Here is a 13,595-nt window from a genome sequence, read left to right on the forward strand (position 1 = left end):
AACACCCCATGCCGCATCGCCTCCACCATCTTGATCACACCACCGACCCCCGCCGCCGCCATGGTGTGACCCACATTCGACTTCAACGACCCCAGGTACAACGGTCGCTCGTCGTACCGCTGTTGGCCGTACGTGGCCACCAACGCGTGCGCCTCGATCGGATCACCGAGCTGTGTTCCCGTGCCGTGCGCCTCGACCGCGTCGACCTCCGCGCCGGTGAGTCCCGCAGCCGCCAACGCCGTACGGATCACCTGCTGCTGGGACAGACCGTTCGGCGCGGTCAGTCCGTTGGACGCACCGTCCTGGTTCACCGCCGAACCCCGCACCACCGCCAGCACCCGATGCCCACGCGCCCGCGCATCCGACAGACGCTCCAGCACCACCAGCCCCGCACCCTCACCCCAGCCAGTGCCATCCGCCGACGCCGCGAACGCCTTGCACCGCCCGTCCACCGACAACCCACGCTGCCGCGAGAACTCCACCAGCATTCCCGGCGAAGACATCACCGTCACACCACCGGCCAGCGCCAGAGCACACTCACCACTCCGCACCGCCTGAACCGCCTGATGCAACGCCACCAACGACGACGAACACGCCGTGTCCACCGTCACCGCCGGCCCCTCCAGACCGAGGAAATACGCCAGCCGACCCGACGTGACACTCCCACTGGTACCGGTCAGTACGTATCCGTCGACCCCGCCGTGCGGGGTGTCGAGCCGGGGGCCGTAGTCGCCTGCCATGGCTCCGATGAACACACCTGTCCTGCTGCCGCGCAGCGAACCGGGCTCGATCCCGGCGTCCTCCAGCGTCTGCCACGCGGTCTCCAGCAGCAGCCGCTGCTGCGGGTCCATCGCCAGCGCCTCACGCGGCGAGATGCCGAAGAACCCGGCGTCGAAGCCGGCGATGTCATCGAGGAATCCGCCGTGCCGCGCGTAGGTCCGGCCGGACACCGAGGGGTCGGGGTCGAACAGGTTGTCCAGGTCCCAGCCACGATCGCGGGGCAGCTCGGAGACGGCGTCCCGGCCCGACCGCACCAACTCCCACAGCTCGTCCGGCGACGACGTGCCACCGGGATACCGGCACCCCATCCCGACAATGACGATCGGATCGTCGGCGCCGCCGTCGCCGGCCGGCCGGATGCTCACGGTGTCACCCGTGCCGCCCGCGTCGCCGTGCCCGGTGAGCTCGGCGTGCAGGTACGCAGCGAGCCGGTCCGGGGTGGGGTGGTCGAACACCAGAGACGCGGGCAGGACCAGACCCAGCTCGCTCGACAGCCCGGCGCACAGCTCGACCGCGGTGAGTGAGGTCAGCCCGAGGTCCTTGAACGACGCCGACGACGTCATGTCGGCCGCGTCGTAGCCCAGGACGGCCGCGAGGTGCGTGCGCACCGTGTCGAGCACGCCCTCGCGGTCGCGGACGGGTGCCGGCTCCGCGGTGGGCGCTGTCTCGCGCGCCTCACCGATCCAGTGCCGGCGACGCTGGAAGGCGTAGGTGGGCAGCGCGGTCCTGCGGCCGCCGTTCAGCAGCGGCGTCCAGTCCACTGCCGCCCCCGTGGCATGCAGGGTGCCGAGCGCCTTCAGCAGCGTATGGACTTCCGGTTGTCCGTCACGCAGCGTGGACACGGCCACCGGTGCCTGCTCGGCGAGCGTTTCGCGGGCCATGCCGGTGAGCACGGGGTCGGGACCGAGTTCGAGGTACCGGGACACGCCCGCGTCGTGCAGGGTTCGGATGCCGTCGGCGAAGCGGACGGTGCCACGAATCTGGCGTGCCCAGTAGGCCGGGTCGGTCAGCTCGTCCGTGGTGGCGGTGCGCCCGGTGAGATTGGAGACGACGGGGATCCGAGGGGCGTGGAAGGCCAGCCTGCGGATGGCGTCGGCGAACTCGTCGAGGATGGCGTCGAGGTGGTGGGAGTGGAAGGCGTGACTGACCTTGAGGTGCTTGGTCTTCACTCCCCTGGCGCGGAAGGATTCCGCCATCGCGAGCACCGGGTCGCGGTCACCGGAGATGACGACCGAGCCGGGCCCGTTGACGGCGGCGATACCCACTCCGGACCCGGGCAGCAGCGACCGTACGTCGTGCTCGTCGGCGTTGACGGCCACCATCGCCCCATCGGACGGGGCCGCCTGCATCAGCCGTCCGCGTGCCGCGACGAGTATGCAGGCGTCGGACAGTGACAGCACCCCCGCGACGTGCGCGGCGGTGACCTCACCGATCGAATGCCCGAGGACATGGTCCGGACGTACTCCGAACGACTCCACCAGCCGGTACAACGCCGTTTCCAGCGCGAACAGCGCTGCCTGCGTGTACCGGGTCCGGCCGAGCAGGTCCGCGTCGGCCCACACGGTCTGACGCAGACCTCGGCCCAAGTGCGGATCCAGTTCCGCGCACACGGCGTCGAAGGACTCGGCGAACACCGGGAACTTCGCGTACAGCTCCCGGCCCATGGCGACGCGTTGCGCTCCCTGTCCCGTGAACAGGAAGGCCGTGCCGCCCTCGCGGACCGCACCGGACACGACGTTCGGCGCCGGCCGGTTCACTGCCAGCGCGGCCAGCCCCTCGCTCAGCTCGGTCGCGTCGGCGCCGATCACGACGGCGCGGTGGGTGAGCGCGGCGCGGGTGGTCGCCAGCGAGAACCCGATGTCGAGGGGGTCCGGGCCGTCCTGTGCGGCGACGTGCCCGGCCAGCGACTCGGCCTGGGCGCGCAGGGCCCGCGCGGTGCCGCCGGACACCAGCCACGCAAGGGTGCCCGCGCTCGCGCCACGGTTCTCCTCGCCCGGGGACGGATCAGGAGCCTGCGCGACCACGAGATGGCAGTTCGTCCCGCCCATCCCGAACGACGACACGCCGGCCACCCGCGGCCCGTCGCCGGGCCACTCGCCCAGCTCGGCGGCGACCTCGATGCCCATCTCGGTGAGCGGGACGTCGTCCGCCGGAGCGGCGAAGTTCAGACTCGCCGGGACCCGACCACGCTGTACGGACAGCGCCGCCTTGATGAAGCCGACGATCCCCGCCGCGCCCTCCGCATGGCCCACGTTGGTCTTCGCCGAGCCCACCACCAGCGGGCGGTCCCGGTCGGCGAAGACCGCGGCCAGCGCCGCCGACTCCACGCGGTCCCCCACCGGTGTGCCGGTGCCGTGCAGCTCCACGTATCCGACCTCGGTGGGGTCCGTTCCCGCGGCGGCGAGGGCGGCCCGCAGCACGTCCTCCTGCCCCGCCCGGCTCGGGGTGGTGAGCTGCTCGCCGCCACCGTCGTTGTTCACCGCGCCGCCGCGGATCACGCACACCACGTCGAGCCCGTACGCGAGGGCGTCGGCCAGTGGCATGAGCACCACCAGGCCGGCGCCCTCGCCGCGCACGTAGCCGTTGGCGCGTGCGTCGAACGTGTAGCAACGGCCGTCCGGCGACAGCGCGCCGAACTCGCTCGCGGTCGCCGTCGAGTCCGGCGAGAGGATCAGGTTGACCCCACCCGCCAGCGCCCACGCGGACTCGCCCCGCCGCACGCTCTCGTACGCCTGGTGCACGGCGACCAGGGCGGAGGACTGCGCCGAGTCCACGACCACACTCGGGCCGGACAGCCCCAGGAAGAAGGAGATCCGATTGGCGAGGACACCGCGCTGGAGCGAGGACAGGGTGAAGCTGTCGATCGCTCCCGCGCCCTGGTCGCGCACCAGACCGGCGTAGTCGTCCCCCATCGCCCCGAGGAAGACTCCCGCCCGGCTGCCCCGCACCGCCGACGGGTCGACTCCCGAGTGTTCGAGCGCTTCCCAGGCCAGTTCCAGCATCAGTCGCTGCCGTGGGTCCATCGCTGCGGCTTCGCGTGGCGACACCCCGAAGAAGCCCGCGTCGAAGTCCGCGACGCCGTCGATCAGCCCGGCCCGGGCCACCCGTGCTCCGACGTGTACGGTGCGGTCGGCAGGAACCTCACCGACGGCCTCCCGGCCGGCCGCGAGCAGGTCCCAGTACGCCTCGGGGGAACTCGCGCCCGGAAGGCGGCACGACAGACCGACCACCGCGACGACGTCCTGACCACTCGCTTTCACCAAAGCCTCTGTCATGACAGCGGAATCTCACTCTGCTCTCGGAGGGTGGGCTCATCCGGTGCCGCCGCTCGCAAACCTCTCGTCCACGGCAATGCGACGAAGGTTGTAGAGGACACGATCCGACACGGTCACCGGGGTGGGACCTTCGCCCCGCAGCATTGCCTGCCGAGCAAAGCGATCGGCAGAGTCTGGTTCGAGGCCCGACCCGACGATCACCGTGTGGAGGCATTCATCCGTGTTGCGATTCCAGGTACTCGGCCGCCTGACCGTCACCAACGACCTGGGCGACTGCACGCCGACCGCGCCGATGGCACGGAGGGTGCTGGCGCAGCTGCTCCTGTGCGCGAACAACATCGTCATGCTCGACGCGATCATCGACGAACTGTGGGGTGACAAGCCGCCGAAGAGTGCCGTCCCCACCGCGCAGACGTACATCTACCAACTGCGGCGTCAGTTCGAACCGTGGGTGCCGGAGGGTACGGTCGAGCAGGTGCTCGCCACCTGCGGCACCGGCTACATGCTCCGGGTGGACCCGGACCAGCTCGACCTGGAAGCGTTTCTCCGGCTGGCCAAGCAGGGACGCACCGCGCTCGCCGCCGGCGATCCGGCCGCGGCGGCGCGGCTGCTGCGGCAGGCGCTCGACCTGTGGTCAGGACCGGCGCTCGCCGATGTGACGGCCGGCCCGTCGATCCAGGCGCACGTCGTCCATCTCACGGAGCAGCGGGCGCACACCGTCGAACTGCGTATCCAGGCCGACGCGATGCTGGGACGGCACCGGGAACTCGTGGGGGAGCTGAAGGCCATGCTGGTGGCCGACCCGCTCAACGAGTGGTACCACGCACAGTTGATCAAGGCGTTGGCCTCCAGCGGCAGGCGGAACGAATCGCTGGTCGCCTACCAGCACCTGCGCAGAACGCTGTCCGCCGATCTGGGCCTCGAACCCTCGGTGATGCTGCAGGAACTGCATCGGGAGGTGCTGGCCGGACGTGACTCCTGGTCGGACTGGGGGCTCTCGGAGGAGCCCCGCGCGGAGCGGGTCACGCGGTAGTCACCGCTCCGCGGAAGGGCCACGGTGACGGCTCGAGGATCGCTGCGAGGCCATCCTCGGTCGCACCGGTGCCGTGTCACCTGTTGTGGAGGAGCCTGCCGCCGTCGACGACGAGCGTGTGCCCGGTGATCCAGGACGCCTCGTCGGACAGCAGGAAGGCCACGGCCGCACCCACGTCGGCGGGTTCGCCGAGTCGCCTCAGCGGGATGGAGCCGATCACCTTGTCCTCCCTGCCCTCGACGTTCGCCCTGGTGAAGTCGGTGAGTACCGTGCCGGAGGCGACGCCGTTCACCCGGACCGTGGGCGCGAGTTCGTTCGCCATCTGCCGGGTGAAGTGGTTCAGCGCCGCCTTGGCCGTGCCGTAGGACGTGCCGTCGGGAACGGCGAGTTCGCCGGCGATCGAGGAGATGTTGACGATGGCGCCGCCGTGCTCGCCGAGCCAGCCGTGCCAGGCCGCCTGTACCCAGGTCAGCGCGGACATCAGGTTGATCTCTACCGTGCGCCGGTACGCCGCCACGTCGACGTCGACCAACCGACGGGCGGTCCGCTCCGTACCGCCGACATTGTTGACCAGCAGATCGAGCGATCCGAACCGGTCGACGGCGGTCGCCACCGCGTTCCGCTGATGCTCGGGGTCGGTGGCCTCACCGGCGACCGCGACGGCCCGTTGCTCGCCGAGTTCGGCGGCCGCCTTGCGCAGCTTGTCCTCATCGCGTGAAGTGATCACGACGTTCGCGCCCCGCTCGACCAGCGCGGTGGCGATGCCGAAGCCGATACCGGTCCGACCGCCGGTCACCAGCGCGGTCTTGCCGTTCAAGGTTGCCACAGTCTGCCTGCCTTCCCTTCGGGGTGATCTGCACGTGCGGTTCTCGCACCTCGGCGGCCGGCGGGCATTTCCCCAGAACGTTTCACCCACCGCGGGCGATGAGCCCGATGGAAACCGCCTTGTTGACCGCTTCCAGCCGAGAACGAGCGCCCAACTTCGAGAAAATGGCGCCCAGATGGCGCTTCACCGTGCCTTCGGCGATCGTCAACCGCCGCGAGATCTGCCGGTTGCTCATCGCCTTGCTCACCAGGGTCAGGATTTCCAGCTCGCGTCTGGTGAGCGTCTCCGGGTAGTTCGCCGTCGTGGCGATGTACGTCAGCGCCTCGACGGATACGTGGAGCACGATGCGGAAGTCGTCGGCGCACACCGCGCGAATGCTGGACACCAGATCGGTCCGGCTCGCCGACTTGTTCAGATAGCCCCGGACACCGCAGTCGAGCAATTGGCGTACCAGCGCCGGGTCGTCACGCATACCGACCACCAGGATTCTGGCGTTCGGTGATGCGGAGCGGATGGCCTGCACTGTTTCGGTCACCGACTCGTCAGGAATGTTCCCGTCGAGCAGGACGACGTCGGGTTGTTCGGTCTTGCAGCGCAGGATGCCGGTCGCACCGTTGGAGGCGTCGCCGACCACGACCATGTCCGGTTCCGCGTCGAGCGCCTCGCACACCACCTCGCGCACCAGCGCATGGTCGTCGATCAGCACTATCCGTAACGGGCCGGCGCGGTCAGGCCGCATGCCGCGCCCCCGAGCGGGGCCTTTGCCATTCCAGCGCCCGTCTCACACTATCGACCGCAAAATCCGCAAGTTGTTTTTTCGCTAAGGCCTTTGCCGCAACAGCTACCATAACTCCCCCAATATGTTCGCTGGCGCGCAACATACCGTAGCCCGGGCCTCCGCTTCCCAACAAGATCGTTCGAGCTGTTTTAACCTTTCTTGGTGAAGGAGATCGGGGCGGCAAGCCCGGGATACGTCCTACGGGTTGCCCCGCCGCATCGGTTCGCTGCTGCTCGACGGGCAGGGGCCACCGTGCGGTGCTCAGGGGGACCATGCAGTGCGGCTCCGGGGGGGGTGCGCGGGTAGCCTGTCCCGGTTTGACGTGCTGCGACGGTGGGAGCCGGTCCGTGCGGCGGGGGGAGTCGGGACGCGACCCTGGCGGCCGCGTCGCCGCGGCCGCCGTGACCGCCAGGGCCGGCCGACCCCGCCCGGGACTGTCGGGTGCCTGCCTTTCGACGCCGCCTATTCCCTATGACTCGCCTTTACTTCGGCACCCGGACGACGGTCGTGTACGTGTGATTTGTCACCATCTCGAATTCCGGGTCCAGGAGTTTTTCCCGGATTACCGAGAGGTCGTCGACGGTCAGATCGGTCTGGCTCAGCAGGAAGGGCTCCAGCATGCTGCTGTGCAGCCGGGCGAGCCGTGCGGTCGGCGCCCCGCCCTCCCCCGGCGCCCGGAAGTCGCGCACCGTGATGTCCCGATAGCCGGCGGCGGACAGCACATCCGGCGTACGCGACGCCCAGTCGAAATCCATACCGGTTTCTCCGGCGAGTTTATGCACGCCGTCGTGATATTGCTGGAAGATGCGCGCCGTGTATGCGTTGACCGGGGATTTGATGATGCCCTCGGTTGCACAACCGCAATACCAGTCGGTGAGCACCAGCGCACCGCCCGGCCGAAGGTGCGCCGCCAGCTTTGCCGCGACCGTCTCCTTTTCGGCCACATGCATCAGCACCAGCCGGGCGTGAATGAGGTCGAACTCCGGCTCGGGCCACGGGTCTTCGGTGAGGTCGTGGCGGATCGCCTCGATACGCGGATGGCTGGGTATGTGCTGTGGTTTGAGGTCGCTGGCCACCACATGTCCGGACGTTCCCACTCTGGCGGCCAGCCAGCGGGCGACGGAGCCGTCCCCGGCGCCCACGTCCCAGCAGCGCCAACCATGGCCGACACCCACCTCCTGGCCCAGGGTGCGGAACGTCTCCCGGTTGAGGATCTCGGAGAGCAGGCCGAGCTGCTCGGGCGCCTCCGGCGCACCGTTGTCGAAGCGTTGCTCGTGCTCTGTGCTGTACATGGTCTTCTCCTTGGTGAGCCGGGCACGCCACCGCGCCCGCGGCTAGATCGAGGCGGGCAGCAGCTCGTTGACCAGTTCGACGAACTGCTTCGGCGTCGCCTCCTTGCCCGTCCTGTCGTCCTCGGGCAGACCGATGCCGAGCTCTCGCTCGACCAGGAGCGTCACCTCCACCATCGCGACGGAGTCGTAGCCCATGTCGGCGAACGTCATGTCGGCGATATCGCCGTCCAGGTCGAGTCCTTCGTCCTCGCCGGCCGCCTCGCGTATGCACCGCACCAGGTCCGCCTGGGTGAAAGTCGCCATTGTTGCCCCTTCGTCTCGTGACGTCGAAACCAACATTGCCGGGATGCTTCGACACCCGATCGAGTTCCGATCGACGGAGGCCGCCGGTATTCGCTCTCGGGTCTGTCGGTATGCGTTCCCCGCGGCAACGCCTCGCCTGGGTCTCGAACGAACCTCCGCGGGACATGACGACCATGACCAGAGACGGGAAACCCGAGGCAATCCGATCCGTGGGAGGAAGACAATGAGCGACGGTCTCTACATAGCCGCCGCGAGTTCGTGGCTGCCCGAGCGCCTGACACTCGACGAGGCGGAACGAGCCGGGCTCGCCGACCGGGCGCGGGTCTGGAACACCGGCATCGAGTCGGTGTGCGTCTCGGCGGACAAGTCGGCGCCGGAGATGGCGGTGCTGGCGGCACGGGACGCGCTCGGGCGCGCCGAGGTCGGGCCGAAGGACCTGCACCTGCTGCTGCACGCCTGCGCGTACCACCAGGGTCACGACATGTGGCCGGCGGCGTCGTACGTCCAGCGCTTCTGCGGCGGTGGCTCCTGCCCGGCCGTCGAGGTCCGCCAGATGTCCAACGGCGGCATGGCCGCCCTGGAACTCGCGGCCGGCTACCTGCGGGCGCACGACCGGCCGACCGCCCTGGTCACCACAGCGGACCGGTTCTGCCTGCCCGGCTTCGACCGGTGGCGCAGCGACCCGAGCACCATCTGCGGCGACGGCGGCACCGCCGTGGTGGTGTCCACCCGCACCGGATTCGCCGAGCTGCGCGGACTGGCCACGGTGTCCGACTCCGGGCTGGAGCACGGCAGCCGGAGCGAGCGGTTCAGCGACGCTCCGCTGGCCGCACAAGCGCCGATCGACCTGAACAGCGACGCCCTGGTGCGAGAACTCGGCGTGGAGGCCCTGCTCAACCGCATCGAAGCGGGTCAACGGGAGGCGTTCGACCGGGCTTGCGCCCAGGCTGACGTCAAACTCAGCGACATCGACTGGTATGTGCTGCCGAACCTGGGCCGGACCCGGATGCGGGCGCAGTATTTCGACCCGTTCGGCATCGATCCGCAGCGCTCGACCTGGTCCTGGGGCCGGCGGGTCGGACATCTCGGCGCGGGCGACCAGTTCGCCGGGCTGGCCCATCTGATCTCCGAGGGCGCCCTGGAGCCGGGGCAGACGTGTCTGCTGGCCGGCGTCGGCGCCGGCTTCACCTGGACGGCCGGCGTCCTGGAGATCATCGCCAAGCCGTGAACCAGGCGGTGCCGAGCCAAGGCGTCCGCGTCACCACCGGGCGCCTCGACCGGGCCGACGCCGTGCGTGGCAACCGCCGACGCGATGCGGGGCAGCCGCCGACGCGATGCGGGGCAGCCGCCGACGCCGTACGTGGCAGCCGTCTTGGACGGCTGCCACCGGCGTCCCGTTACGCCGCCGTCAACACCATCGCGGAGTTGATGCCGTCGCTGCGGGCCAGCACCAGCGCGGTGGACACGGTCGCTTCCCTCGGCCGGCCGAGTACCAGGTCGAGCTGGTCGGACCGGACGGGATCGGTCACATTGATCGTGGGCGGGATGACGCCGTGCCGCATGCTCAACGACGCCGTGGCCACGTCGAGCGCCGGGCCACCGGAGTACAGCCGGCCGGTCATCGTCTTCGGCGCGGTCACCGGAACAGCCCGTGGACCGAACACGCCGGTGACGGCGGCGGCTTCGGCGCGGTCGAGTTCGCCGACCCCGGCCGCGTCCGCGAACACGACGTCGATCTCGGCCGGCGTCACACCGGCGTCCGTCAGCGCGGCCTCGATCGCCCGGCGCAGTCCGGGCTCCCGTGCCGAACCGGGCCGCGGGTCGAAGGTGGTGGCGTATCCGGCGATTTCGCCGTACACCTGAGCACCTCGCTCGCGCGCGTGTCCGGCCTCCTCGACGACGACCATGGCGCCGCCCTCTCCCGGCACGTAGCCGGACGCGGCGGTGTCGAACGGCAGGTAGGCCTGCGTCCGGTCGGTCACCGTGCTCATCCGGCCGGTGGTCAGCTCGATCGCCCACCCGAGCGGACACATCGCGCTTTCCACCGCACCGCACATCACCACCGGCAGGCCCTCGCCCACATACCGGCGGGCCTGCGCGATGGCGTCCAGGCCGCCGGTGTTCCCGGTCAGGACGCCGCCGGGTCCGTGCCACCCGTGCCGGATGGAGATCTGCCCCGTGTTCACCGCGTAGAACCAGGAGAACGAGAGGTAGGCACTCACATGGTCGCTGCCGCGGCTCCAGAGCTTCTCCAGCTCGCGCTGGCTGTACTCGAGCCCGCCGGCGGAGAGACCGGTGACGATGCCGACCTGCTCGTCGGGGAGTGCGGCCAGGTCGAGGGCGGAGTCCCGGACCGCGGCGTCCGTCGCGATCAGTACCAGCCGGGTGGTCTGGTCGGTCTGCGGCACCAGACGGCCGGGGATGTACGCCCGCACGTCGTAGTCGGGAACCTCACCCGCCAGTTCGGCCGGGTACTGCGCCGGATCGAACCGGGTGACCCGGTCTATGCCGCCACGCCCGTGCAGGACGGCATCCCAGTACTCGTCGGCGTCGAATCCGTTCGGCGCGACCACCCCGAGACCGGTGATCACCGCACGAGGGGGCGTCGGCGTCGTGCCGTTGTCACTCCCCGGGACTGTCCTACTCATCGGATCCCCCCTTGGTCAGCACCATGGCGCTCTGGAAACCACCGAACCCGCTGCCGACCTTGAGCACCGTCCGCAGATCCGCCGGCCGCGCTGTCAGTGGCACGTAGTCGAGGCCCAGCTCCGGGTCGGGCTCGTGCAGGTTGGCCGTCGGCGGAATCAGTCCGGCCTCGATGGCCAGCGCGCACGCCGCGATCTCGATCGAACCGATCGCGCCCAGCGAGTGGCCGATCATGGACTTGATCGAACTGACCGGCGTCCGGTAGGCGTGGTCGCCCAGACTGCGCTTGAACGCGTCGGTCTCGTGTCTGTCGTTCTGCTTCGTACCGGAGCCGTGCGCGTTCACATAGTCGACCTGTTCGGGCACGCGCCCGGCCATCCGCAGCGCCACCTCGATGGCCGTGGCCAGTTCGGGGCCCTCGGCCCGCAGCCCGGTCATGTGGTACGCGTTGGCACGCACGCCCCATCCGCCGATCTCGGCGTAGATGTGCGCACCGCGTTCCCTGGCGTGGTTCAGCTCCTCCAGCACCAGCATCGCACTGCCTTCGGCGAGCACGAAGCCGTTCCGGGTGCGGTCGAACGGACGGGAGGCGGTTACCGGTTCGTCGTTGCGGGGCGTCGTCGCCTTGATCGCGTCGAAGCAGGCGACGCAGATCGGCGAGATGGACGCGTCCGAGCCGCCGGACAGCATCACGTCGGCGGAGCCTTCGCGAATCAGCTGCGCCGCGTGGGACACCGACTCGATGCCCGCGGTGCATCCCGTGGACACCAGGGACACCGGGCCCTCCGCCCCGGCCGTCCAGGCCACGTCCGCGGCGATCGACGTCGGGACGAGATAGTTGTACATGTGGGGCACCGCGTACTCGTGGTCGAGGAGCCACTTGCGGCCACCGTCGGACAGTACGTTGTACTCCCGGTCCAGGCTCATCGTGCCGCCGATGGCGCTGCCGACGCTGACTCCGCAGCGATGCGGGTCGGCCTCGGCCAGGTCGAGGCCGGCGTCCGCGAGCGCTTCCCTGGTCGCGGCGACGGCGAGCAGCGCGCTTCGGTCCATGCGCCGGATCTCCTGCGCGGAGAAGCCCTCCGCGACCGGGTCGAAGTCGCACTCGCCCGCGATCCGGGAGCGGCACCCGGACGCGTCGAACAGCGAGATGGTGCGGATGGCCGAGGTGCCGGACGAGATCAGTTTCCAGAATTCCTTGGCGTTTCCACCGCCCGGGGCACGTACGCCGATCCCCGTGATGGCGATCCGGCGGTTCATCGTGCCCTCACCATTCGCGCGCTGACTGCAGCATTCGGCATGTGAGTCTCTTTCCTGATAACGGTCCATGGCGAGTGAACGGAATGTTCGATGCCGGGGTCAGGCATCGAAGGTGACCGGCAGCGCTTCGAGTCCGCGGATGGTGAGACTCCGCTGCCAGCGCAACTGCGCCTGCGGTACGGCCAGCGCGAGGCCGGGCAGCCGGCGCAGCAGCCCCTCGAACGCGATCCGGCCCTCCAGCCGGGCCAGCGGCGCGCCGAGGCAGAAGTGCGCACCACGTCCGAAGGCCACATGCGCGTTGTCCGCGCGAGCGACGTCGAAGTCGTCCGGTGCCGGGAACTTCGCCCCGTCCCGGTTGGCCGATGCCAGGGACAGCAGCACCGGGTGGCCCTTCTCGATGCGCGTACCCGCTATCTCGATGGGTTCGAGCGGGAACCGCCATGTCGCCGTCTCGAACGACCCGTCGTACCGCAGCATCTCCTCCAGCGCGGAGTCCAGCAGATCCGGTCGCTCGCGCAGCAGGGCGAGTTGGTCGGGGTGGCGCAGCAGGGCCAGGGTGCCGTTCCCGATCAGATTGACCGTCGTCTCGAAGCCCCCGATCAACAGCAGGGACAGCATGGACAGCAACTCGGTCTCGTCCAGCCGGTCGTCGTCGTCCCGGGCCGCGATCAACGCGTCGACCAGACCGTCGGCCGGCTCGCGCCGGCGCTTGGCGACCAGGTCGGTCAGGTACTCGAGGAGGTCGCGCAGTCCGACCGGCCGCGCGTCACCGCGGTCGGCCTGGGCGGAGTCGGTGTTCGTCCACCGCCGGAAGTCCTTCGTCCACTGGCGGAACACGTCCTGGTCCGCCTTGGGCACTCCGAGCAGCTCGCAGATCACCGTGATCGCCAGCGGGAACGCGAACTCGGTGATCAGGTCGGCCCGCCCCCGCGGCACGATCGTGTCGAGGAGCCCGTCCGTGATGTGCTGCACCTGGTCGCGCAGGCCCTCGACACGGCGGGCGGTGAAGGCGGTCGAGACCAGCCGGCGCAGCCGCGTGTGTTCGGGCGGGTCGGTGGTCAGCAGGTGCGTCCCGAGCCCGGTCCGGTCCTCCAGCGGCCGCCCCTTGCCCGCCTCCTGCCAGTCGAGCGGTGCGTTGCGCGGGTCCTTGCTCATCCTGGGATCGGTCAGCAACTTGCGCACGTCCTCGTACCGGGTCACCAGCAGTCCGTAGAGGCCCTTGCCCTCCATGACCTGCCGGACCGGTTCCTCCGCACGCAACCACGCGTACTCGGGATAGGGATCAGCGCCGAAATCCATCCTCCGCCTCCTCTGCCTCGGTGTTCGGTTCGTGACCGGCCTCGCGTCCCACTCGGACCTGATCCGTTCCGGCCCGGCCTTCACCGTCGCGCTGGGAACGTCC

Annotated in this window: 10 protein-coding genes; 2 read left to right on the top strand and 8 right to left on the bottom strand. The window is 69.8% G+C overall.

Annotated elements, in window-relative coordinates:
• Nucleotides 1–4,055, bottom strand: a 4,055-nt coding sequence (locus ABZ865_RS35640) for a beta-ketoacyl synthase N-terminal-like domain-containing protein (RefSeq protein WP_361239744.1), incomplete at its 3' end; no start/stop codon positions are given.
• 220 nt (nt 4,056–4,275) lie between these two features.
• Here ABZ865_RS35640 and ABZ865_RS35645 point away from each other — a divergent pair.
• Nucleotides 4,276–5,088, top strand: coding sequence for an AfsR/SARP family transcriptional regulator (locus tag ABZ865_RS35645; protein WP_361239746.1), 813 nt, complete (start codon nt 4,276–4,278; stop codon nt 5,086–5,088).
• Between the two features lie 76 nt (nt 5,089–5,164).
• Here the strand turns inward: ABZ865_RS35645 and ABZ865_RS35650 are convergent, their stop codons facing one another.
• The 4 genes from ABZ865_RS35650 to ABZ865_RS35665 all read right to left on the bottom strand — a co-directional run bounded on the left by ABZ865_RS35650 (nt 5,165) and on the right by ABZ865_RS35665 (nt 8,287).
• Nucleotides 5,165–5,914 carry an SDR family oxidoreductase gene (locus tag ABZ865_RS35650; RefSeq protein ID WP_361239747.1) on the bottom strand — a complete coding sequence of 250 codons (750 nt, stop codon included), beginning with the start codon at nt 5,912–5,914 and terminating at the stop codon, nt 5,165–5,167.
• Between the two features lie 82 nt (nt 5,915–5,996).
• A complete protein-coding gene (locus tag ABZ865_RS35655; protein ID WP_361239749.1) occupies nt 5,997–6,620 on the bottom strand; it encodes a response regulator transcription factor in 624 nt (207 codons plus the stop codon).
• A gap of 554 nt (nt 6,621–7,174) precedes the next feature.
• Entirely contained in the window at nt 7,175–7,984 is an 810-nt protein-coding gene (locus ABZ865_RS35660) for a methyltransferase domain-containing protein (protein ID WP_361239751.1), read from the bottom strand.
• 42 nt (nt 7,985–8,026) lie between these two features.
• On the bottom strand, nt 8,027–8,287 hold the full coding sequence (locus ABZ865_RS35665; RefSeq protein ID WP_039653140.1) for an acyl carrier protein: 261 nt from the start codon (nt 8,285–8,287) through the stop codon (nt 8,027–8,029).
• 223 nt (nt 8,288–8,510) lie between these two features.
• Between ABZ865_RS35665 and ABZ865_RS35670 the strand changes: the two genes are divergently transcribed.
• A complete protein-coding gene (locus ABZ865_RS35670; RefSeq protein WP_361239752.1) occupies nt 8,511–9,515 on the top strand; it encodes a ketoacyl-ACP synthase III family protein in 1,005 nt (334 codons plus the stop codon).
• Nucleotides 9,516–9,684: 169 nt separating this feature from the next.
• Here the strand turns inward: ABZ865_RS35670 and ABZ865_RS35675 are convergent, their stop codons facing one another.
• From ABZ865_RS35675 to ABZ865_RS35685, 3 genes are all read right to left on the bottom strand, one after another.
• Nucleotides 9,685–10,935, bottom strand: a complete 1,251-nt coding sequence (locus ABZ865_RS35675) for a ketosynthase chain-length factor (protein WP_361239753.1) — start codon at nt 10,933–10,935, stop codon at nt 9,685–9,687.
• A complete protein-coding gene (locus ABZ865_RS35680) occupies nt 10,928–12,193 on the bottom strand; it encodes a beta-ketoacyl-[acyl-carrier-protein] synthase family protein (RefSeq protein WP_361239755.1) in 1,266 nt (421 codons plus the stop codon). The genes ABZ865_RS35675 and ABZ865_RS35680 overlap by 8 nt, the downstream gene beginning before the upstream one ends.
• Nucleotides 12,194–12,292: 99 nt before the next feature.
• Complete coding sequence (locus ABZ865_RS35685) at nt 12,293–13,492, bottom strand: cytochrome P450 (protein WP_361239757.1); 1,200 nt, start codon at nt 13,490–13,492, stop codon at nt 12,293–12,295.
• Nucleotides 13,493–13,595: the final 103 nt, after the last annotated feature.

Source organism: Streptomyces sp. NPDC047085, from assembly GCF_040643735.1.
In the GTDB taxonomy this organism is placed as follows: Bacteria; Actinomycetota; Actinomycetes; order Streptomycetales; family Streptomycetaceae; genus Streptomyces.

Coding starts and splice junctions, on each gene's coding strand:
- ABZ865_RS35660 (WP_361239751.1), bottom strand. CDS start 7,984: ATGTACAGCACAGAGCACGAGCAACGCTTCGACAACGGTGCGCCGGAG.
- ABZ865_RS35665 (WP_039653140.1), bottom strand. CDS start 8,287: ATGGCGACTTTCACCCAGGCGGACCTGGTGCGGTGCATACGCGAGGCG.
- ABZ865_RS35670 (WP_361239752.1), top strand. CDS start 8,511: ATGAGCGACGGTCTCTACATAGCCGCCGCGAGTTCGTGGCTGCCCGAG.
- ABZ865_RS35675 (WP_361239753.1), bottom strand. CDS start 10,935: ATGAGTAGGACAGTCCCGGGGAGTGACAACGGCACGACGCCGACGCCC.
- ABZ865_RS35680 (WP_361239755.1), bottom strand. CDS start 12,193: ATGAACCGCCGGATCGCCATCACGGGGATCGGCGTACGTGCCCCGGGC.
- ABZ865_RS35685 (WP_361239757.1), bottom strand. CDS start 13,492: ATGGATTTCGGCGCTGATCCCTATCCCGAGTACGCGTGGTTGCGTGCG.